The sequence below is a fragment of the Streptomyces sp. NPDC090083 genome (genome assembly GCF_044747445.1).
Taxonomy (GTDB): domain Bacteria; phylum Actinomycetota; class Actinomycetes; order Streptomycetales; family Streptomycetaceae; genus Streptomyces.
In genome coordinates this window covers 227,107-248,083 of the sequence record NZ_JBIVED010000007.1, presented here as the reverse complement: position 1 = coordinate 248,083, position 20,977 = coordinate 227,107, and the positions used below count along the sequence as shown (strand labels likewise).

General features: G+C 72.5%; 19 protein-coding genes and 1 pseudogene. 12 read left to right on the top strand and 8 right to left on the bottom strand.

Annotated features, from left to right (window positions below; genetic code table 11):
* Positions 1 to 69: 69 nt before the first annotated feature.
* Together ACIPTO_RS25435 and ACIPTO_RS25430 are read left to right on the top strand one after the other, a co-directional pair.
* Positions 70 to 978: a pseudouridine-5'-phosphate glycosidase gene (locus tag ACIPTO_RS25435; RefSeq protein ID WP_401195827.1), complete on the top strand. Its 909-nt coding sequence runs from the start codon at positions 70 to 72 to the stop codon at positions 976 to 978.
* Positions 975 to 1,883 carry a carbohydrate kinase family protein gene (locus ACIPTO_RS25430; protein ID WP_401195824.1) on the top strand — a complete coding sequence of 303 codons (909 nt, stop codon included), beginning with the start codon at positions 975 to 977 and terminating at the stop codon, positions 1,881 to 1,883. Before ACIPTO_RS25435 ends, ACIPTO_RS25430 begins: the two co-directional genes overlap by 4 nt.
* Positions 1,884 to 2,007: 124 nt before the next feature.
* Here ACIPTO_RS25430 and ACIPTO_RS25425 read toward each other — a convergent pair whose 3' ends face one another.
* Positions 2,008 to 2,802: a methyltransferase domain-containing protein gene (locus ACIPTO_RS25425; protein ID WP_366319580.1), complete on the bottom strand. Its 795-nt coding sequence runs from the start codon at positions 2,800 to 2,802 to the stop codon at positions 2,008 to 2,010.
* Positions 2,803 to 3,183: 381 nt separating this feature from the next.
* On the opposite strand from ACIPTO_RS25425, the gene corA reads away from it, so the two are divergent.
* Positions 3,184 to 4,311, top strand: coding sequence for a magnesium/cobalt transporter CorA (gene corA / locus ACIPTO_RS25420; protein ID WP_366319581.1), 1,128 nt, complete (start codon positions 3,184 to 3,186; stop codon positions 4,309 to 4,311).
* A 33-nt stretch (positions 4,312 to 4,344) separates the two neighbouring features.
* Here the strand turns inward: corA and ACIPTO_RS25415 are convergent, their stop codons facing one another.
* The gene (locus tag ACIPTO_RS25415) at positions 4,345 to 4,773 is read right to left on the bottom strand and encodes a CBS domain-containing protein (RefSeq protein ID WP_266767579.1); all 429 of its coding nucleotides are present in this window, start codon (positions 4,771 to 4,773) and stop codon (positions 4,345 to 4,347) included.
* Between the two features lie 271 nt (positions 4,774 to 5,044).
* Positions 5,045 to 5,677 (bottom strand): uridine kinase, encoded by a 633-nt coding sequence (locus ACIPTO_RS25410; RefSeq protein ID WP_401195821.1) that lies wholly within the window; start codon positions 5,675 to 5,677, stop codon positions 5,045 to 5,047.
* A gap of 311 nt (positions 5,678 to 5,988) precedes the next feature.
* Between ACIPTO_RS25410 and ACIPTO_RS25405 the strand changes: the two genes are divergently transcribed.
* The 6 genes from ACIPTO_RS25405 to ACIPTO_RS25380 all read left to right on the top strand — a co-directional run bounded on the left by ACIPTO_RS25405 (position 5,989) and on the right by ACIPTO_RS25380 (position 13,491).
* The gene (locus ACIPTO_RS25405; RefSeq protein ID WP_401195818.1) at positions 5,989 to 6,747 is read left to right on the top strand and encodes a DUF2293 domain-containing protein; all 759 of its coding nucleotides are present in this window, start codon (positions 5,989 to 5,991) and stop codon (positions 6,745 to 6,747) included.
* Between the two features lie 327 nt (positions 6,748 to 7,074).
* Positions 7,075 to 7,554, top strand: coding sequence for an anthrone oxygenase family protein (locus tag ACIPTO_RS25400; protein WP_366319587.1), 480 nt, complete (start codon positions 7,075 to 7,077; stop codon positions 7,552 to 7,554).
* Between the two features lie 167 nt (positions 7,555 to 7,721).
* The gene (locus ACIPTO_RS25395) at positions 7,722 to 9,245 is read left to right on the top strand and encodes a glutamate synthase subunit beta (protein ID WP_401196151.1); all 1,524 of its coding nucleotides are present in this window, start codon (positions 7,722 to 7,724) and stop codon (positions 9,243 to 9,245) included.
* A 332-nt stretch (positions 9,246 to 9,577) separates the two neighbouring features.
* Complete coding sequence (locus tag ACIPTO_RS25390; RefSeq protein WP_401195815.1) at positions 9,578 to 11,767, top strand: PEP/pyruvate-binding domain-containing protein; 2,190 nt, start codon at positions 9,578 to 9,580, stop codon at positions 11,765 to 11,767.
* A complete protein-coding gene (locus tag ACIPTO_RS25385) occupies positions 11,764 to 12,681 on the top strand; it encodes a hypothetical protein (RefSeq protein ID WP_401195813.1) in 918 nt (305 codons plus the stop codon). Before ACIPTO_RS25390 ends, ACIPTO_RS25385 begins: the two co-directional genes overlap by 4 nt.
* 165 nt (positions 12,682 to 12,846) lie before the next feature.
* Positions 12,847 to 13,491 (top strand): dual specificity protein phosphatase family protein, encoded by a 645-nt coding sequence (locus ACIPTO_RS25380; RefSeq protein ID WP_401195811.1) that lies wholly within the window; start codon positions 12,847 to 12,849, stop codon positions 13,489 to 13,491.
* 18 nt (positions 13,492 to 13,509) lie between these two features.
* Here ACIPTO_RS25380 and ACIPTO_RS25375 read toward each other — a convergent pair whose 3' ends face one another.
* The 3 genes from ACIPTO_RS25375 to ACIPTO_RS25365 all read right to left on the bottom strand — a co-directional run bounded on the left by ACIPTO_RS25375 (position 13,510) and on the right by ACIPTO_RS25365 (position 15,584).
* Entirely contained in the window at positions 13,510 to 14,376 is an 867-nt protein-coding gene (locus ACIPTO_RS25375) for an SAM-dependent methyltransferase (protein ID WP_401195808.1), read from the bottom strand.
* 92 nt (positions 14,377 to 14,468) lie between these two features.
* Positions 14,469 to 14,723, bottom strand: a complete 255-nt coding sequence (locus ACIPTO_RS25370; protein WP_019060458.1) for a DUF397 domain-containing protein — start codon at positions 14,721 to 14,723, stop codon at positions 14,469 to 14,471.
* Positions 14,724 to 15,584 (bottom strand): helix-turn-helix domain-containing protein, encoded by an 861-nt coding sequence (locus tag ACIPTO_RS25365; protein WP_401195806.1) that lies wholly within the window; start codon positions 15,582 to 15,584, stop codon positions 14,724 to 14,726.
* 456 nt (positions 15,585 to 16,040) lie between these two features.
* Here ACIPTO_RS25365 and ACIPTO_RS25360 point away from each other — a divergent pair.
* The 3 genes and pseudogenes from ACIPTO_RS25360 to ACIPTO_RS25350 all read left to right on the top strand — a co-directional run.
* A pseudogene (locus ACIPTO_RS25360) lies at positions 16,041 to 16,652 on the top strand (ATP-binding protein); the annotation flags it as partial.
* 512 nt (positions 16,653 to 17,164) lie between these two features.
* The gene (locus ACIPTO_RS25355) at positions 17,165 to 17,611 is read left to right on the top strand and encodes a hypothetical protein (protein ID WP_366319599.1); all 447 of its coding nucleotides are present in this window, start codon (positions 17,165 to 17,167) and stop codon (positions 17,609 to 17,611) included.
* A gap of 442 nt (positions 17,612 to 18,053) precedes the next feature.
* Positions 18,054 to 19,916, top strand: a complete 1,863-nt coding sequence (locus tag ACIPTO_RS25350) for an ABC transporter ATP-binding protein (RefSeq protein WP_401196149.1) — start codon at positions 18,054 to 18,056, stop codon at positions 19,914 to 19,916.
* A gap of 4 nt (positions 19,917 to 19,920) precedes the next feature.
* Here ACIPTO_RS25350 and ACIPTO_RS25345 read toward each other — a convergent pair whose 3' ends face one another.
* Both ACIPTO_RS25345 and ACIPTO_RS25340 read right to left on the bottom strand, forming a co-directional pair.
* Complete coding sequence (locus ACIPTO_RS25345) at positions 19,921 to 20,103, bottom strand: hypothetical protein (RefSeq protein ID WP_366319603.1); 183 nt, start codon at positions 20,101 to 20,103, stop codon at positions 19,921 to 19,923.
* Between the two features lie 169 nt (positions 20,104 to 20,272).
* Entirely contained in the window at positions 20,273 to 20,962 is a 690-nt protein-coding gene (locus tag ACIPTO_RS25340) for a DUF899 domain-containing protein (RefSeq protein WP_366319605.1), read from the bottom strand.
* Positions 20,963 to 20,977: the final 15 nt, after the last annotated feature.

Genomic DNA, 20,977 nt, shown 5'->3' with positions numbered 1-20,977 from the left:
CAGCCCACGGGGGTTTGACCGGGCGCGGCGCCCGCCAGGGATGAGGGAGAACCGAACGACAGGAGGCCCGTGGTGCTGGTGGTGTCCGAGGAAGTACGCGAGGCGATCGACGCGCGTCGACCCGTGGTGGCCCTGGAGTCGACGATCATCGCGCACGGGCTGCCGCGCCCGCGCAATCTGCGGGTGGCACTCGAACTGGAGGACGCGGTACGGCAGGAGGGCGCCGTCCCCGCGACGATCGCCGTGCTGGACGGTCGGCCCCATGTCGGCCTGGACAAGGAGCAGTTGGAGCGGGTCGCCAACGAGGACGGCATTCGCAAGCTGGGCCACCGCGACCTCCCGCTCGCCGTGGCGGCCGGGGCCAGCGGGGCGACCACGGTGTCCGCCACGGCCCTGCTGGCGGCGCGGGCGGGCATCCGGGTGTTCGCGACCGGCGGCCTCGGAGGGGTGCACCGGGAGTGGACGGTGACACAGGACGAGTCCGCCGACCTGGGCCTGTTGGCGTCCACCCGGATCACGGTGGTGTGCGCGGGCGTGAAGTCGATCCTGGACGTGCCTGCGACCCTGCAGCGCCTGGAGACGCTCGGTGTGGCGGTCGCCGGGTACGGCACGGACCGCTTCCCCGGCTTCTACCTCTCCGACTCCGGTCACCCGGTGGACTGGACCCTGGAGACCCCCGAGCAGGTCGCGGCCGTGATGCGGGCCCAGGACGCGCTGGACGCCCCGGAGTCGACGCTGATCGTCGCCAACCCGGTGCCCGAGGACGAGCAGTTGGATCCCGCGCTGCACGCGCGTGTGCTCGCCGACGCGCTGCACGCGTGCGAGGCGGAGGGCATCACCGGCCAGGCGGTCACCCCGTTCCTGCTCGGCTACCTGGTGGAGCACACCGACGGTGCCTCCCTGTCCGCCAACCTGGCGGCCGTACGCGGCAACGTACGGCTGGCGGGGCGGATCGCGGCGGCCTGGGCCGAGGCGTGACGACGGGGCCGGACGGCGCCCTCCTGGTCGTCGGGGACGTCGTGACGGACGTCGTCGCCCGGCACCGGGGCCCGCTCGCCCCGGGCACGGACACCGCCGCCACGATCCGTACCGTGCCGGGCGGCGCGGGCGCCAACGTGGCCTGCTGGGCCGCCCATTGGGGCTGCGCGGACGTACGGCTGCTCGGGCGGGTGGGCGAGGACGCGGCGGCGTGGCACGAACGGGAGCTGATCGCCGCCGGGGTACGGCCCCGTCTCGTCGTCGATCCGGAGGCGGCGACCGGGACGGTGATCTGCCTGGTCGACACCGGCGCGTCGGCCGAGCGGACGTTCCTCACCGACAGCGGCGCGTCCCTGCGGCTCGACCCCGGTGACTGGTCGGACACGCTGCTCGACGGCGTCGTACGGCTGCATCTGTCGGGGTATCTGCTGTTCTCGGAGCCGAGCCGGGCGCTGGTGGCCGCGGCGATCGAATCGGCACGCGCGCGTGGGGTGCCGGTGAGTCTGGATCCGGCGTCGGCGGGGTTCCTGATGGAGCTGGGCGTGGACCGTTTCCTCGCGCTCGTCGAGGGGGTGGACGTCCTGCTGCCGAGCCGGGACGAGGCCTGTCTGCTGACGGGCCTGCCCGATCCGGTGGACGCGACGGCCAAGTTGAGCCGTCATGTCCCCCTGGTGGTCACCAAACAGGGCGCCGAAGGAGCCCTCGTGGCCCGTTCCGGCACGGTCCACGCACGCGTGCCCGCCAAACCGGCCGAGCCCCGGGACACCACGGGAGCCGGGGACGCCTTCACGGGGGCGTTCCTCGCGACGCTGCTGACGGGCGCCGGACCGGAGGAGGCGGCACGGGAGGGGTGCCGGGCCGGGGCGCGGGCGGTGGAACGGGTGGGAGGCCGGCCGGGAGCGTAGGACGCATGGGCTGCGGGACGCGAACCGCGACCGGCACCCGCACCGCCATCGCCACCCGCACACCAAACCCGCAGCCCACCCTCCCCCTCACGACAGCCCCCCGACGTCAAATCCCGCTCCCTGCCTACGCCTTCCGCCCCCACGCCGAGATCATCGGGGCTGTCGCGAGGTCCATCGAGCCGGAGGCGACGTTGGCGAGGTGGCGGTCGATGTCCTCGTCCGTGGCGAGGCCCGCGGTGACGAGTTGATCGCGGATCTGGCGGACCGTCGCGGATTCGAGCGCGGCGCAGGCCGGTGAGGTGACCGGGAAGTACGCGTCGGCCTCCACCCGGCGCAGGCCGGCCTCGCGGAGCAGGCGCGGGAGTCGGCGGCCGTAGGAGAGGTCGGCGCCGCGGGCGGCGAGGAGTTCGCGGAAGCCGTGTCGGAGACGGTTCGCGAGTTGCTGCTCGGGGCCGTGTTCGTCGGGGCAGAGCAGCGGCTGGAGTGCGGGGTCGGCATCCTCGATCAGGAGGCGGCCACCGGAGCGCAGGGACGCGATCATCGAGTTCAACGCCCGCTCCCGGTCCGGGACATGGACGAGTACGAGGCGGGCGTGCACGAGGTCGAAGCCCTCCCCCGGCGGTTCCTCCGCGCCCACGTCGTGGACGCGCACCTCGATCGGCGGGCGGGCGGCCGAGGCGACCTGGGACGTGTCGATGTCGGTCGCGAGGACCTTCCCGGTCGGGCCGACCTTCTTGGCCAGCCAGGACACCACCGAGGTGCCGCCGACGCCGACCTCCCAGACGCGCCAGCCGGGTCCGACGCCGAACCCCTCCAAGTGCCGGAACGTGGTGGGGTCGAAGAGCGTGGCGAAGGCGTCGAAGCGCTGTCCCGCCTCGGACTGCCGGTTGTCGAGGAGATACCCGTCGGATCGCGTCATGCCGCGATCATCCCAGTTGCCCCGCTTGCCGGAAGGGGGCGACGCTCCGGTTGTCGGGAGCGGCGAACTCCGCTCGCGGTGGGCGCGGCCCGGGCTGTGGTGAGCCGTGGTCGGGGTTTGGGGCAGAGGCGTGGTGGGACTGCGGCAGGGGCGTGGCCCGGTCCGCGACCCCCTCAACCACGACCCCGCACCGGCCCCCGACCCCCTCGCTACCGCCCCGCACCGGTTCGCCCACGGTGTCGTCCACGGCTTCGTCCACAGGCGGGAACAAAGCGGAGGATTCCGTTCCCACAGGCTTACCCGCGGCTCACACAGGCCTGGCAAACTGGCACGCCAAGGCGCAGAAATGCGATGCGAGGGGATCCACGCAAGGAGATCCGGATGTCCATGGCAGGGAATCTTCGGAAGGTCACGGGCCTGAGCAGGGTCGGCGGCCTCCGCAAGGTGGCACGGCTGGCCCGGCGGCGACCGCGGGTCGACCTGAGCCACCACGCCCGGTCACCGCTGGGCTCCTCGGTGGTGAAGTGCGTCGCGTATCACGACGGCGCCCGCATCCCCGCCGCCGGCGATCTGGTGGACACCGTCGAGCGGGTGCGCAAGAAGGACGACGGCTTCGTCTGGCTCGGCCTGCACGAGCCGACGAACGAGGAGTTCGCGGGCATCGCCGAGCTCTTCGACCTGCACCCGCTGGCGGTCGAGGACGCGGTCGAGGCGCATCAGCGCCCGAAGGTGGAGCGCTACGGCGAAACGCTGTTCGCGGTGTTCAAGACGGTCTGCTACGTCGAGCACGAGAAGCTGACGGCGACGAGCGAGATCGTGGACACCGGCGAGATCATGGTGTTCGTCGGCACCGACTTCGTGATCACCGTGCGGCACGGACGGCACGGCTCGCTGGGGCCGCTGCGCGAGGAGTTGGAGTCGAACCCCGGGCAGCTCGGCAAGGGCCCGGCCGCGGTGCTGCACGCGATCGCGGACCACGTGGTCGACGACTATCTGAGCGTCACGGACTCGGTGCAGGCAGACATCGACCAGGTGGAGACGGACGTGTTCGCGGAGAACGGCGCGCGGGCCGACCCGGGCCGTATCTACCAGCTCAAGCGCGAACTCCTGGAGCTGAAGCGGGCGGTCGTGCCGCTCAGTCGCCCGCTGGAGGAGCTGGCCACCCGGCCGATGCGGATCATCGGACCGGAGATACAGGCCTATTTCCGGGACGTCTCCGACCATCTGCTGCGCGCGAAGGAGCAGATCGCGTCCTTCGACGAACTGCTCAACTCGATCCTTCAGGCGCACCTCGCGCAGGTGACGGTCGCGCAGAACGAGGACATGCGCAAGATCACGGCCTGGGCCGCGGTGATCGCCGTGCCGACGATGGTGTGCGGTGTGTACGGCATGAACTTCGACCACATGCCGGAGCTGCACTGGCGGTTCGGCTACCCCCTGGTGCTCGGCGTGATAACCGTGGCGTGTCTGGCGCTGTACCGGGGCTTCCGGCGCAACGGCTGGCTGTGAGCGGAGGCCGCCGGGCAGGAGCCGTCCGGTGGTTCAGCGCATGCCGCTGCGGGCGTAGACGCTCTCGACCCAGCCGGCGAGCTGTTCCTCCGTCAGGTGCTGGGCGAGGTCGGCCTCGCTGATCATGCCGACGAGGCGCTTGTTGTCGATGACGGGGAGCCGACGGATCTGGTGCCCCTGCATCTCCTGGAGCACCTCGCCGACATCGGCGCCGGCGTCGATCCAGCGGGGTGTGCCCTGGGCCATCTCGCCGGCGGTGATCCTGGCCGGGTCGTGGCCCATGGCCACACAGCCGACGACGATGTCCCGGTCGGTGAGGATGCCGCAGAGGCGTTCGTTCTCGTCGCTGATGGGCAGGGCTCCGACGCCCAGTTCGCGCATCAGCTGGGCGGCGCGGTCCAGGGTTTCATGGGCGGGGATCCACTGGGCGCCCCGGTGCATGATGTCTCCGGCGGTGGTCATGAAGTACCTCCCGGTGCCGGACGGCCGGCGCGGCACAGAACGTTCCGCTAGTCCCGGCGCCCTACATTCTCGCCGCGCGACGGGACGGACGCACCCGGACGGATCCGGATTCCGGTGCGCGAGTGAGCGGGCGCGCTCCGGACCACCCCGGATCACCCCGTTCACCTGCAGCGGACCCGCGCCACACCCGACGGACCCGCTCCACACCCGGTGAACCCGCTCCTCACCCGCGGGACCCGTTCCTCGCCCGGTGAACCCGCCCCGCGCCGGCTCACCCGCCCCACGCCGGGTGACGTGGGTCGTCGGCGCGGACCAGGACGTCCGCCGTGCCGGCCGGGTCGGTCTCCTCCTCGTAGCGCTCGAAGGCGGGGAGGGTCCAGTGCTCGGACTCGGGGGTGCGGCGGCGCAGGGCACCGGGTGAGAGGAGGACGTGGACGGTCAGGTCGAAGGGGAACCAATGGCGAAGGAGGAGTGGACCGTGGAGCAACAGCACGGCGCCGGGCGGGAGTTGGGTGTAGGGGCTGCGGGTGGCGCGGTCGGCGACCGGGTCCCACAGGTCGGGCAGGACGCGGCCGTCGCCGTCCGGTTCGAGCGGGCCGAAGACCTCGCGCCACAGGGCACGGGTGTCGAACCAGCCGTCGTAGTACGCCTCGACGTCCTGGCGTCCGTACTCCAGACGCAGCGAGGCGGGGCGCAGGAAGCCCCCGGTGTCGACGACGAGCGAGGGACGGCCGCGGACGCGCAGCGCTTCCGCGACACGTTCGGCGAGGTCGCCGGGGCGGGCCGCCGGGGCTCCGTCGAGGGCGACGCGCGGCCAGGGGCTGCCGTCGGCCGGCTTCAGGTCGAGCAGGCGCTCGGCGAGGAGGTCGCCGAGCCGGTCCCAGGTGATCGCTTCCAGTCGCACAGGGCCCATGATGCGGCAGGCCACGGTCAGGGTGCGTCGGGCCGGTGGTCGCGACGGGCCGCGAGGAGGTGCGGGAGGCGGGTCTCGCCCAGGCGCGGGCCGCGTCGAGCAGCGGGCCGAGGCCGCGGCGGAGCGGGGTGGGGGACGTACTCGACATGTGGCGGATTCCCGTCGTACGCGGACCTGGCGGTGGGAGGAGACACAGGCGAGAGCCACAGAAGAGAGGCACAGAAGACAGGCACAGGCGAGAGCCACAGGAGAGAGGCCCACGGCAGAAGGGAATGCTTCTGGCAGAAGGGAATGCTTCTCGTATGGCTGGCACGGCACGCAGGGCTCGTTCGGCACCGTTCGCGACTCCGCTTCCGTCAGCTCTCCCTGGGCTTCTGGTGGTTCAGCCGTTGCGGAAGCGGCACTGTGCGGGGTGCCGTCGGGGGCCGTTGCCGTTGCTGGTCGTCGAGGGTGGCGTGCCGCGGTGTCTCGACTGCGTGGATCTCGGGCATCTGGTGTTCCTGCCGCGCGGCGACACGGCGCTGACGCGCAGGGCGCGGGAGGAGAGCGCGCTGTCGGCGGTGGTGGTGCGGTTCGACCGGCGCCGGGGACGGTACGAGCGGCAGGGCGTCCTCGTCGAGGAGTCCGGGCTCGCCCGGGCCGAGGAGCGGTGCCTCGCGGACGCGGAGGCGCGCCGGCGGCGCCGATTGCGGGACGCGGGGCGGCGGGCGGAGGAGGACGTGCGGTTCGCGGAGGCGTTCGCGGCCCGCATACGGCACCTCTTCCCCGGTTGCCCCGAGGACCGGGCCCGGGCCATCGCCGCGCATGCCTCGGTGCGGGGCAGCGGGCGGGTGGGGCGGAGTGCGGCGGGGCGGGCGTTGTCCGAGGGCGCGGTGGTCTCGGCGGTGGTGGCATCCGTACGGCATATGGACACGCCCTACGACCAGTTGCTGATGAGTGGGGTGCCGCGACATGAGGCGCGGCGGAGGATCGCGGTAGGGGTGGAGGAGGTGCTGCGGGGGTGGCGGGAGGACGGGCTCGGCACGGACCCAGCGGCGGGGGCGGAGGTGGACGCCGGGTGAGAAGGAGCCCGGCGATGCCCCAGCCGCACCGACGCACCGCCCCATCTCGGGCCCGCGACCCCCGCACCGCCGATCTCGGGACCGCCCGATCTCAGGCCCCCGGCCCCCGCACCACCGATCTCAGGACCGCCCGACCCCCGCACCGCCTCCGCGCCGCCCTCCCCGCTCCCGTCCTCCCCCGCTCCCGTCCCCCGTCCCCGTACATAGACGTTGACGCATGCCCCGGCGATTCTCGGCCATGGTGGGTGGACCGAGGGCGGTCTTGACTTGTCTCCGTGATGGGTGATGGGCAGGATCTCGGCTCTACGGGCGGGAGTTGATGTCGGCATGATCGGTGAGCCGTACGTGACGTTGACGGTTCTGGGCGTGCTCGCGACCGGGGTGATGGCCGGGGTGTTCTGTGCCTTCTCCGTACTGGTCATGCGAGGGCTCGCCGGGTTGCCGCCCGCGCAGGGGGTCGCGGCGATGAACGCGATCAACACGGCGGCGATGACGCCCGCCTTCATGCTGCTGTTCGCGGGTTCCGCGGTGGTGTGCGCGGTGATCGCGGTGGTGACGTTCGTGCTGTGGCCGGATCAGGGGACCGCCGAGCTGCTGCTGGGCAGCGCGCTGTATCTGTTCGGCGCGTTCGGGCTGACCCTCGTCGCGAACGTGCCCCGCAACGAGGCGTTGCTGAAGCTGGACCCGGGGACGCCGGAGGCCGCCGCGTACTGGCCCTCGTACGTGCGCGAGTGGACGAAGTGGAATCACGTCCGCGCGGTCGCCTCGGCCGCCGCCGCGCTGGTGTACATGCTGGCACTCACCTGAGGGAGACCGCATGATCACCTGAGCGTGCGCTGGTGAGACCCCGCGGACCTCCGGCAGAAAGGCCGTCTCGCCCACTCTGCGCGCCCGGCCGAAGGGCCTTATCGTGGCTGAAAGAGTGCCGCCCGATGACGCACGGCCTGTCGTACGCGGACGCGAGGAAGACGGCCATGGCCGATCCGAAGGGTTTTATGACCACTCCGCGCGAGGAGTGGCCCCGCAGGCCCGTCGAGCAGCGGGTGCGGGACTGGGACGAGGTGTACGTCCCGGGCGCGCTGCTGCCGATCGTGACGAGACAGGCCGACCGGTGCATGGACTGCGGTGTCCCGTTCTGCCACGACGCCTGCCCGCTCGGCAATCTGATCCCCGAGTGGAACGACCTCGTCTCGCGCGAGGACTGGCGCGCGGCGAGCGACCGGCTGCACGCGACGAACAACTTCCCCGAGTTCACCGGGCGGTTGTGCCCGGCGCCGTGCGAGGCGGGGTGCGTGCTCGCCATTAACCAGCCCGCCGTCACCATCAAGAACGTCGAGGTGGCCATCGCGGACCGCGCGTGGAGCGACGGTTTCGCGCCACCTCGGCCACCGGACCGGTTGTCGGGGCGGACCGTCGCCGTGATCGGTTCCGGGCCCACCGGCCTGGCCGCGGCGCAGCAGTTGACGCGTGCCGGGCACACGGTCGCCGTGTACGAGCGGGACGACCGGCTCGGCGGGCTGATGCGGTACGGCATCCCCGAGTTCAAGATGGAGAAGCGGCATCTGGAACGGCGGCTCGACCAGATGCGGGCCGAGGGCACCAAGTTCCGTACCTCGACGACGGTGGGGCGGGACATCGGGGCGGCAGGACTGCGGGCGCGCTACGACGCGGTGGTGATCGCCACCGGAGCGACGGCGTGGCGCGAACTGGACGTGCCGGGGCGGGAGTTGACCGGCATCCATCAGGCGATGGAGTACCTGCCGCTGGCCAACCGGGTGTGCGAGGGCGATCTGGCGGCCTCTCCGCTGTCCGCCGCCGGGAAGCACGTCGTCATCGTGGGCGGCGGCGACACGGGGGCCGACTGCCTCGGTACGGCGGTGCGTGAAGGGGCCGCGTCCGTCACGCAGTTGGACATCTACGCCCAGCCGGAGGCCGACCGCGACGACGACGCGGAGCCCTGGCCGACGTACCCGAAGATCTACCGGTTGTCGGCCGCGCACGAGGAGGCGCGGGATCTGGGGACGGCGCCGGCCGCGCACGCGGACGCGCGGCTGTTCGCGGCGTCGACGCTCCGCTTCGAAGGCGACGGGAACGGGGGCGGGGACGACGAACGGGAAGGGGAGGGCGGCGGGCACGTGCGGTCCCTGCATCTGGTCGAAGTCGACGCGCGGCGGCGGCCGTTGGACAGTACCGGGCGCAGCCTCCCCGCCGATCTGGTGCTGCTCGCCCTCGGCTTCTCCGGGCCCGACCGGTCGGACGGGCTGATCGACCAGCTGGGTCTTGCGACGTCCCCGCGCGGCACGGTCAGCCGGGACGCGGACTTCGCGACGAGTACGCGCGGGGTGTTCGTCGCGGGGGACGCGGCGCGCGGGCAGTCGTTGATCGTGTGGGCCATCGCGGAGGGACGGGCGGTGGCGGCGGCCGTCGACCGCTATCTGACCGGGAGTTCGCAACTCCCCGCGCCCATCGGTCCCCACGACCGCCCGATGACCGTGTGAGGCGCGGGCGGCCGGGTGCCGGGGTCGCCGCTGCCGGATGAGCCGGTGTACGTCCGTCCTCGCACCTGCGGAGGAGGCGGGGCGTACTGCGCCGGTACGAGTCGCCCGGTCCGCTCTCCTCCCGGCTCACGAAATCCGTCCGCGGCGGGCCGGAAAGTGGCCGCCGACCGACGTCTGGGCCGACGGCGGTGGGATCATCGGGGCCAGGAGGCGAGCCGTCGTCGGCCCGGAGTGGGGTCGGGTGCGGTGCGCCCCCATCCTTCGTTCCGCCGTCAGGCGCAGGGCCACCCCCGCGCGTCCCCCCTGTTGGCGGCCGGTCCTGGAGGGTGTTGATGACAACGCTCGACGAACGTCATGGCGAGGACGCGCGGGAGACGGAGCGGGAGACGGACAGGGCGTACCGTCCGACCGCCACCGTGCCCTTGGACCAACTCACGCCGGAGCAGGACCGGTTCGCCGGGTCGAAGGCGGCGAACCTCGCCCGCGCGGCCCGTGCCGGACTGCCGGTGCTGCCCGGTTTCGTGATCCCCGTGGGCGCGGGCGAGGATCCGGCCGGACTGCGGCGGGCCTGGCAGGACCTCTCCGACTCGGGCGCGCGGCCCCTCGTCGTACGGTCCTCCTCACCACAGGAGGACACCCAACAGTCGTCCCTGGCCGGGCAGTTCGCCTCTGTGCTGGATGTGCGCGGGTGGCCGGACTTCGGTACGGCGGTGCGGACCGTGCGGGACTCGGCGCACCTGCCCGACGGGTCCGTCGCGCCGATGGCCGTGCTGGTGCAGCCGATGCTGAGGGCCCGGGTGGGCGGGGTGCTGTTCGGTGCCGACCCCGTCGAGGGGCGCACCGACCGGATGCTGGTGAGCGCGGTGCGGGGTGGCCCGGACCGGCTGGTCGGCGGTGAACAGGCCGGTACCACCTACTGGTTGAGCCGTCGGGGACGCCTGCTGCGCACCGGGGAGCCGACCGCCGAGGCAGTTCTCACCCGCTCGGAACTACGCCAGCTGGCCCGGCTCGCGCGCCGGGCACGGCAGGTGTTCGGAGGGCCGCAGGACATCGAGTTCGGGTTCACCGGGGGTGAAGTCGGGTCCGGGCGGCTGTGGTTGTTCCAGAGCCGCCCGATCACCGCGATGGCCGTGCGGCCGACCCGCGGGACGCGGCTGCTCGGTCCGGGGCCGGTCGCGGAGACCCTGCCGGACCAACTCCAGCCGCTGGAGGAGGATCTGTGGGTCACGCCGATGGCCCGCGGTCTGACCGCCGCGCTCGACATCGCGGGCAGCGCGCCGCGCCGCCTGCTGCGGACGGTGCCGGTGGTGACGACGGTCGACGGCCGGGCCGCGGCCGATCTGCGGTTGCTCGGCGCGGCCCCGCCCCGGCACAGATGGCCGGCGCTCCTCAACCCGGCGCCGGGGGCGCGGCGGCTCGGCGCGGCCTGGCGGGTCGGCCGGCTCACCGCGGCGCTGCCCGGGTTGGCCGCGGACCTCGTGGCCGACGTCGACCGCGGACTCGCCCAGGTCCCGGCCCCCGGCGAGTTCCCCGGCCCCGACCTGGCCGCCCGACTCCGCTGGACCCGCGCCGCCTTGGTCGCCCTGCATGCCCAAGAGGCCCTGGCGGGTGCCCTGTTGCGGGTGCCGCCCGCCTCCCGCACGGCAGCGGGCGCGGCCCTCACCGCCCTCGCGGAGACGCGGGCCCTCGGCATACCGGACGAGCGAGCCGCCGCCTCCGCGCCGACCGTGCTGGCCCTCACGGCACCGAGCCTGCGGGGACGGGGCCGCCTGCCGCAGACCCCGGCACCGGAGTCCACGCACGCCCAGGAGAAGAGCGGCAACAGCCCCTCCCCTTCACCGCCCCGCACATCCCCCAACTACCTTTCACCGACCCACCCCTCACCGACGCCCGCCTCCCCCAACCACCCCTCCCCCACCTTCACCCCCCGCACCCCCTCCCTCCCGCCCCGGGAATCCCTCCGCCTCCGCGTCCGCTGGGTGCAGGAGCTGCAGGTACGCCTCGTGCGGGAGGCCGCGCGTCGGCTCGGTCCGGACGGTGACCGCGTAGCGCTGCTGCGCTGGCCCGAGTTGGCCGCCGTGCTGGACGGCGACCCCCTGCCGGCCGACCTCTCCGCCCGCCTGCCGCGACCCGAGTCGCCGCCCCTGCCGGACGCCTTCCGGCTCGTGGACGGCTCGGTGGTCGCGGAACGCACCGGCACCGGCCGCCGAGGCCACGCCGACGGCACCGGCGTGTCCGGCGGACGGGCCGTCGGTACCGTCTGGGACGGGACCGGGCCGCGCCCCTCCGACGCCGTGCTGGTCGTCCGCACCCTCGACCCCGCCCTCGCCCCGCTGCTTCCCGGACTCGCCGCGCTGGTCGCCCAGACCGGCAGCCCGCTGTCCCATCTCGCGGTGCTGGCAAGGGAGTTCGGGGTGCCTGCCGTCGTCGGCGCGACCGACGCCGTACGGCGCTACCCGCCCGGGACGCGGGTCGCCGTCGACGGCACCACCGGTGACGTACGGACGGGGGACGCGCGGTGAGGCGGATCGCGTACGCCTTCGGGGGCCTGGCAGCCGCCGGGTCCGGGACCTACCTCATCGTGTACCTGTACCGCTGGCAGTGGCAGCGCGCCATCCTGTGCGGGATCCTGCTGCTGGTCGTCGAAGTCATGCTGCTCGGCATCGTGTTGCTCGCCCGGCTCACCCGGATCGAGGAACGGGTGAAGGAGAACGACGCCAGGCAGCGGGAGATGACGTCACGTCAGGACGACGTGCTGGCCCGGCTGCGGCAGACGTCCGGTGAGCACGAGGGCGCGCGTTTCCGGTGGTTGGAGGAGACCACCGACCGTACCTACGTCTTCGTGCCCGTCCTCATGGTCACCGGGGTGCTGCTGTCCGGGCTCGCCTGGGTGGTGCAGCGGGTCGCCGCGGCGACCGGGCGTCCGGCCGAGCGGCGGCTCGCGGGGCGCCTGGCCGTCCTCGGTGTCCCCGAACCGGGCGCGGTGGTGGGCGAGTTGGAGGACCGGCCCGCACTGGACCGGCGCACCAGGGGCCGCGTCGCCCGTACGGCCGCCGTCGGTGTCGTCGGGGCCGCGCTGCTCGCCGCGCTCGTCGTCGGACTCGCCGATCTCACCCAGACCCGGGAGCAGAGTGCGAGCGGCTCCGAGGCGACCTCGGTCCTCGTCCACGTCGACGTGCGGGGCGGGGACATGACCGTCGAACGGCAGGCGCTCGCCGCCCAGCAGGTCTGGGAACGCTGCCGGGACTCCACCTCCGTGCCGCTCGACCACGCCACGCTCGGCAGCCTCGGCGACGGCATGTTCGCCGGGGTCGTGCGGCCCGCGCTCGCCGAGCACGACCGGATGCGGCTGCGCGGCTGTCTGGAGGACGCGGCTCTCGACCGCGCCCACCTCACGGTGATGGGCATGGGTGACACGGACGCGGACGACGACTGACCCGGGCGACGACCGACTCCGGCGATGCCCGGCTCCGGCGAGGACCGGCTCGGACGCGCCAATCCGGACGTACGATGCCAAGGCGCCCCCGTCCCCGAGCACCCCGGGCCGCCCATGGCAACCGTCCTCACGCCCTCGCCCCGACTCCGCCTGCCCAGGCGCGCGATGAGAGTCGTTCTCGTCGTCGCCCTCGGCTACGTCACCCTGTGGGCCACCGGCGCGCTCGGCATCCTCGCGCTGTCGTACTGGGCGCGCGAGGAGACCCCGGCACCTCCGGGCACCCGTACCGTGCGGGGCATCCATCACTTTCAACCCGTGGACACCGAGGGGCGGTTGTGGCGCGGGGCCGCTCCCTCCCCGGGCGGCTACCGGGAGTTGGCCCGCCTCGGTTTCACCACGGTCGTGGATCTGCGGGCGGAGGACCTGACGCGGGCGCAGCTCGCCGAGCCGCGCAGGGCCGGGCTGGACGTCGTACGACTGCCGATTCGGGACGGGCAGACGCCGACTCCCGTGCAGGTGCGGCGGTTTCTGGAGGTCGTCGCGTCGGCCGCGGGGCCGGTGTTCGTGCACTGCGGCGCGGGCGTGGGCCGGACGGGGACGATGGCGGCGGCGTATCTCGTACGGACCGGGGAGGCGTCGTCGGCGCGGGCGGTCCGGCGGAATCTCGCCGTCGGACCGCCGTCGATCGAGCAGATCTACTACGCGCTGAGCCTCGCCCCGGGCCCGGGCCGGCCGGAGCAGCCGCCGTTGCCGGTGGTCGCCGTCAGCCGGTTGGTGGACGCGCCACGACGCATGCTGTCGTGGTTCTGACGCACCGGGGCGAGGAGTTCAGGGCTTGCGGCCCACCGCCCCGTAGCCCGGGATCATGCCGTCGTCCTGCCCCGGCACCGGTTCGCCCAGTTCCGGATGCCACCGGTCGACCGCCACCACGCCGGGCTCGACCAGGTCGAGGCCGTCGAAGAAGCGGGCGAAGCCGGTACGGGAGCGGAGGGTCAGGGTGAGGCCCGCCGCCGTGAGTCTCTCGACCGCCGCCGTCGACTCCTCCGGGGCGAAGTCGGCGGTGGCATGGGTCATCATCAGGTAGCTGCCGCCGGGGAGCCGGGACAGCAGACCGTCGACCAGCTCGTGCGCGCCGTCCTCGTCGGGGACGGAGTGCAGCAGCGCGACGAGGGACAGGGCGACGGGTCTGCCGAGGTCGAGGACCGCCCGCGCGCCCTCGATGACGGCGTCGGGCTCGCGCACGTCGGCCCGCAGGTACGCGGTCGCACCCTCGGGTGTACCGCGCAGCAGGGCCTCCGAGTGGGCGAGCACGACCGGGTCGTTGTCGCAGTAGACGACCCGCGCGCCGGGCGCGATGCCCTGGGCGACCTGGTGCAGGTTCGGCTCCGTCGGGATGCCCGTGCCGATGTCCAGGAACTGCCGTACGCCGTGCTCGGTGAGCCAGCGGGTGGCCCGGTGCGTGAACGCGCGGTTGACACGTGCCATGACCGGCACCCGCGGGTCGAGGGCGAGCATCTGGCGGCCCATCTCCGCGTCGACGGGGTGGTTGGCCCCGCCGCCGAGGTACCAGTCGTGCATCCGGGCGGGATGGGGTCTGGTGGTGTCGATCTCGTCGGGTTCGCCGAACGTGTGGAATCCGTGGAATCCGTCGGAGGTGTGTGACGTGCCGGAATCGTCGATGGGCCGCGCGGTCATGGCGTGCTCCATAAGCTCTGACTGCACCATGTGATCACGTGAATACCAAATTAAGGAGGTTCGGTAAGGAAAAAGCATTCAGCACAGACAGGTCAGGAGAGCAGGAAATCCGCCTCGCCCGCTTTCGCCCCCTCGATGAAGGCCGTCATCTCGTCGGTCGTGTAGATAAGGGCCGGCCCGTCCGGGTCGGTGGACTGACGGACGGCGATCCGGCCGTCGGCGAGCTTCATCGCCTCCAGGCAGTTGCCGCCGTTGCCGCCGCTCCACGGCTTGTGCCAGCCTTCGCTTCCCAAGTCCCGCGCGGGCATGCCGTTGTAGACGCTCATACGCGGCTTGATGCGATCCATTCACAGCTCCTTGCGGAGATCCCTGAGGATCTCCTTCGTGCGATGTGCCGTAGCGGCCTGTGCCGCCATGCGGTCCATGACCTCGAGATGAGTCGCCACCTCTTCGCGCGCGTCCAGATAGACGGCGCCGGTCAGGTACTCGCTGTAAACCATGTCCGGCAGTTCTGACATGGCAAATCGGAACAGCACGAAGGGCCCGTACGTGGCTGGGTGCGGCCCCGAGGAGAACGGGGCGACCTGCAAAGTCACGTTGGGCAGCTTCGTGGCGTCGAGCAGTTTGTCGATCTGGGCTCGCATCACCTCCGGGCCGCCGACCGGGCGGCGCAGGGCGGTCTCGTCCATGACGACCCAGATGCGGGGCGCGTCGGGGCGGGTCAGCAGGTCCTGGCGCTGCATGCGCAGCGCGACATGGCGCTCGATGTCGTCGGGATCGGTCTGGCCGATGGCCCCGGACTTCAGCACTCCGCGCGCGTACTCCTCGGTCTGCATCAGCCCGGGCACGAAGTGCGGTTCGTACGACCGGATGAGCGCGGCCGCGCCCTCCAGGCTGACGTGCATCGAGAACCAGCCGGGCAGGATGTCGTGGAAGCGCTGCCACCAGCCGGGCCGGTTGGCCTCCTCGGCGAGCTGGACGAAGGCCTCGGCCTCCTCGTCGGAGACGCCGTAGGACTTCAGGAGGAGCTGGAGGTAGGGGATCTTGAGAGAGACCTCCGCCATCTCCATGCGGCGGACCGTGGCGGGGGCGACACGGAGGACGCGGGCGGCCTCCTCGCGCTTGAGCCCCGCGCGTTCCCGCAGGTCCAGCAGGCGCCGGCCGAGGACGACCTGGCCGACCGTCGGTGCGGACCGCGGCTCGCTCACGCTCCACCTCCACGAATGAGTGACGAGTTACCGAGTGAGTGACGAGTCGAGTGCTGCGTCACGGGTGCCGAGTACTGCGCGCCGAGCGCCCGGTGGCGAGTGCCCAGTACTGCGTGTTGCGTGCCCAGTGCTGCGTGATGAGTGCCCAATGCCGTGTGATGAGTTGAGTACGGACAGCCATGCGTCCGTACAGCCCGGTGAAAGGGTTCTCCCGACCCGACGAACCGATCCCGGCCCGACGCGACGATCCTGGCGAACCGATCCCGGCGAACCGAATCCTGACAGCCCTGCGGCGCCATTCGAAGACTCATTCGAAGATCGGACAGACCTCCGGAGATCCCAACTGGCGCCGCGCGACTTTCTGTTGCGAGCAGTGTGCCACGACCGTCCAGACCGTCATACGGCACTCTGCATTTTTCATAGTGACACTTGCCAAGTGTTCACGGCGGGGCGATAGTGGCAAGCGTGATTCCGTCCGCGCCCTTAGGAACAGACGCCGCCGCAGGCCGCCTCGGTCTCGGTGCCGCCGCGGGAGCCGTCCCTGGTGGGGCCGCTGCCGAGCGCCGGTTCCGGTTCGAGCTGGCCGCACATCCGGGTTCCCCCGCCCAGGCGAGACGCCTGACGCGGGCCCGGCTGTCCGGCTGGTCCGTGTGCGAGGACACCTGCGACACGGCGGTTCTCGTCGTCTCCGAACTGGTCACCAACGCGATCGTGCACACCGCGAGCAGCCACATAGTCTGCGAGCTGCACGACGGCGACGACCTGGTGCGGATAGCCGTCCGTGACGAGGGCTGCGCTCCCGGTGAGCCTCGCCCGTCCCCGCGGCGGCCCGATGAGGAGCACGGGAGGGGATTGCTTCTCATCGACGGGCTGTGCCGGGCCTGGGGCGCCCAGGAACACGGACCCGGCCTGCTGGTCTGGGCCGACCTGCCTCGGCAGGCGGACCCGGCGGCGCACGGCCACCACCCGGCCTCCGGCCTCGACGTTTCCGTACCGCACAACGACCTGGGTTGGGGCGCACGACCCAAGCCGGGTCAGTCGGGCGGTTCGGACGACGAGGACGAGGCGACGGCACACTTCGGGGCCTTTGAGGATCTGGGCGTATTTCCGGGGCGGGGGCATGGGGGTGCCTCCGGCAGCGGGCATGGGGGTGCCGGCGAACTCGGAGACCTGGATCCCGACGGCTGCGGAGGCCGGGAACACGAAACCGGGGGTGGTCCCGGGAACGGGACCGCCCCCGGGGTTCGGGACCCACGGAACCAACGCGACCAAGAGACCTTGGCCCGTACCGTGGCGCTCGGCCTCGGTGTGGGCATGGGCGTTGACATCGGTGTCGGCCAGGAGGCCGTCGCGGGTCACTTCAGGGGCCGGGGTCACCAGGACGCCGGCGATCTGCCGGACTCGGCGGAGACCGGGGAATCCGTCCCGTTCGGAGAGTCCGCACCGTTCGGGGAATCCGTTCCGTTCGGGGAGTCCGCACCGTTCAAGAGTTCCCCGGCGTTCAAGGACTCCCCGGTGTTCGGGGATTCGACCGCGTTCGGGGACACCAGTGGATTCGGGGATTTCGGGACGGGAGTCGAATGGGTGTGAGCGGCGTGTCCGGTCCCGGCCAGGTGCTCAGTCTCAACACGCTGGTCCGTCTGGGGCGCACCCTGCACGGACCGGAGGGCACGCCCCGGAGACTCACCGTCCCCGAGGGAATGACGGCTCCGCTCGGCTGTGACGCGGTGGCGGTACCGGCCCGTTTCGGCCCGCTGGTCCTGCCCCGCCTGCCGCGCGTCGGCTGTGTCTACGCCGACGAGACGCACTGGTGGTGGATCGTCCCGTCCGACTCGGACTACGCCCTGGACTGGCCCGCGCCCTCGCGTTACACCACCGGCGCGCTGGTCCCGGACTCTCCTCGCGCCCCGGGCCTCATCCACAGGCCTGACGGCAAGCTGCCGTACACCCCGCCGATCCCGCTGTACCTCGCGGTGTGCAGGGTCACGGGCAGCACGCCCTCCTGGTCCCGCCCCATCAGCGCGTAGCCCTGCGGGGCTGGAGCGGGGGCGGGGTCCCTCGCGGGGCGCCGAAACCGGGCACCGGGCCGGGACCGCCGCGAACGGGGCTGCCGTGGGGGCACCCGCTCACCGCGGTCCCGGCCCGGGTTGCCCAAGGTTCGGGCCGGAGTCCTGAGACGCCGGTCCTCAAGGGGCGCGGGGAACTGCGCGACCAGCCCCCACCGGGCCGCAGACACACCACGACACCGACCCACTCGGCACACCCGCGACGCCCCGCGCCCCGGCGGCGTACGCCCGCGCACCCCCGCCCCCACCCTCCCGCGCTCTCCCCCCGACCCGCCCCGCCCCGCGATAGTGGCCGTTCGTCCACGATCGGGGGAGGTCGGCGGTGGAGAGCAAGGGGGACCCGGGGCCGGGGGTGCCGTCCGCGTCGGAGCAGCTGCTCTTCGGCGGACCCCTGCGGTACGACATGGGGTGGAACCAGCACAACGGCGCGTTCCTGGAGCTGAGCTTCCGGTCGATGGTGACCCGGTTGCCGGCGATGCTCGGATCGAGTTTCCGGCTGGCCTGGCAGGCCGACCCGCGGGCCGCGCGGACCGTCCTGGCCGCCGAGGCCGGCCGGGGTGCCACCCAGGCGGTGAGTCTGCTCGCGGTCAACAGCGTGCTGGCCCGCCTGATCACCGGCGGTGCCATCGACGAACGGCTGCGCGGAGCCGTACCCGCCCTGGTCACGATGGCCGTCATGATGCTCGTGGGCGCACTGCTGCGCGCCGCGTCCACGTACGCGACCGGCCGGCTGGAGCCGAAGGTCGAGCGGGTCGCGATCGAGCTGTATCTGGAGCGCGCCGCGGCCGTCGAGCTGTCCGCGATCGAGGATCACGAGTTCCACAAGCTGCTGGACACCGCGAGTTACGGCGCATCCTCGGCCCGCCGCATGATCTCGCAGGCCAACAGCGTGATGAACGCGCTGATCTCCCTGATCACGGCGGCGGGCGTCCTGACCGTGCTGCACCCGGCGCTGCTCCCGCTGCTGGCGACGATGACCCTGCCCAGCGCGTGGGGAGCGCTGACGAACGCGCGCCGCCAGTACGAGTCGTTCCACACCTGGGTGCAGCACGCCCGCGCCGGTCATCTCCTCAGCGATCTGCTGACGCAGCCGGAGGCGGCCCCGGAGATCCGCGTCCACGGTGTGGGGCCGTTCCTGCTGCACCACTTCCACGAGATGTCGGAGAGCGCGGAGGCGGAACAGGCCCGGCTGGCCCGCCTGGCGGCCCGCACCGGCCTGATCGCGGCGACCTGGACCGGCCTCGCGACGACGGCGACGTACGCGACGCTCGGCGCGCTGCTGCTGTCCGGTGCGATGGCGCTCTCCGTGGCGGGCACGGCGGTGATCGCGATCCGCACCGGCTCGTCGAGCCTCGACAACCTCGTCCTGGCGGTGAACCAGCTGCACCAGGAGGCCCTGTTCGTGGGCGACCTGCAGAAGCTGTACGGCGAGGCGGCGGAGCGGGCGATCCCGGTCGGCGGGGCCGCGCTGCCGGAGGAGCCGCGGGAGATCCGCTTCGAGAACGTCACGTTCAGCTACCCGGGCGAGGCCACCCGTCCCGCGCTCGACGACGTGACCCTCGCCCTCCCGCTGGGCCGGATCATCGCGCTGGTCGGCGAGAACGGCTCCGGCAAGACGACCCTGGTCAAGCTGCTGGCCGGGCTGTACCGCCCGGACCGAGGCCGCATCCTGTGGGACGGCGTCGACGCGGCGGCGGCCGACCGGCGCCAGCTCGCGGACCGGATCGCGATGGTGGCGCAGAACTTCAAGCGCTGGCCCTTCACCGCCCGGGTCAACGTGGCCGTCGGCCGGTCCGCCGCGCCGCTCACCGACGAGCGGGTGACCGAGGCGGTCGCCGAGGCCGGCGCGCAGGAGGTGGTCGCGGATCTGCCGCGCGGCCTGGACACCCTGCTGGCCCGCAACTTCAGCGGCGGCCACGAGCTGTCCGGCGGCCAGTGGCAGCGGCTGGGCATCGCGCGGGCCGCGTACCGGAAGGGACGCATCCTGATCGTGGACGAACCGACGGCGGCCCTCGACGCCCGGGCCGAGCTGGAGGTCTTCGAGAAGATCCGCGCGCTGGCCGGGACCGGCCAGACGGTCGTGCTGATCACGCACCGGCTGGCGTCCGTGCGCCACGCGGATGTGGTGCACGTGCTCGATCAGGGGCGGCTGGTGGAGTCCGGGACGCCCGACGAGCTGCTCGCGAGCGGCGGGCTGTACGCGGAGCTGTACGCGCTCCAGGCGGACCAGTTCACGGTGAAGCTGCCCGCCCCGAAGGCGGGCTGACCTCTCAGGCGGCGGCGTCCACGACGTCGCCGCCGCGCACGATCACCAGGAACGCGTCGGTCGCTATGTCCATGACGACCTCGGCCTGCAGGCCCTCCAGACGGCGCGCCTGCGCGAACTCCTCCGCGGGCCACGAGCCACGCGGCCCGCCGGCGGGAAAGCGCTCAAGCACCATTCGCCCGTTCACCCCAGTACCTCCCTGTCGTGCTGAACTCGGAGCGCTTCGCGCGGTCTCGTGAAGGAGACCGTTGAAGCCTCACTGAGTTAAACGCCGACAGTACGGTGAACGGCTCGCGAAGTGACGGTACTGAGACATAGTCGACACCCGGTCGCGTGCTTTCTCCGCACTTTCCGTATCAGTCCTGGTACTCGTCGTGATAAAGCACGCGTGCGCTGCCGGCGGGCGCCCCCAGCGCCGACGCGCGCCCCTTGGGCTCCTCCCACTCCTCCTGCCGCCCCAGCGCGGTCAGGTCGAGGAAGGTGGTGGTCGAGCCGAGCCCGTCGAGTCCGCGCTCGTAGGCCGAGTAGGTGTGGAACACCCGGTCGCGGTCCCGCAGGAAGCAGCTGACACCGGGCCGCTCGACGGGCTCCCCGTCCCCGACGAACGTGACCTCGAAGTCCCAGTTGAAGTCCCCGCCGAAGGACGAGTACCAGGGCAGCGTCCACCCCATCCGCGCCTTGAACGGCAGGATCTTCGTGTACGGCGCCCTCGACACGGCGGCGAACGTCGTGCCGCGTGCCTTCAGATGGGACAGGTGCCCGATCTGGTCGAGGAACGCGGAGCAGCTGCGGCAGCCCGCGTCCCACTCGGGCGCGAACATGAAGTGGTAGACGACGAGTTGGCCGCGCCCCTCGAACAGGTCGAGCAGGGAGGCCTTCCCGTCGCCGCCCTCGAAGAGGTACTCCTTGTCGATCTCCACCATGGGCAGCCCGCGCCGCTCGGCGTTGAGGGCGTCCCGCGCGCGCGTGGCCGCCTTCTCCTTGACGAGCAGTTCCTCGCGCGCCGCACGCCACTGCGCACGCGAGACGATCTCCGGAAGCGACATGGGCCCTCCTGTGAC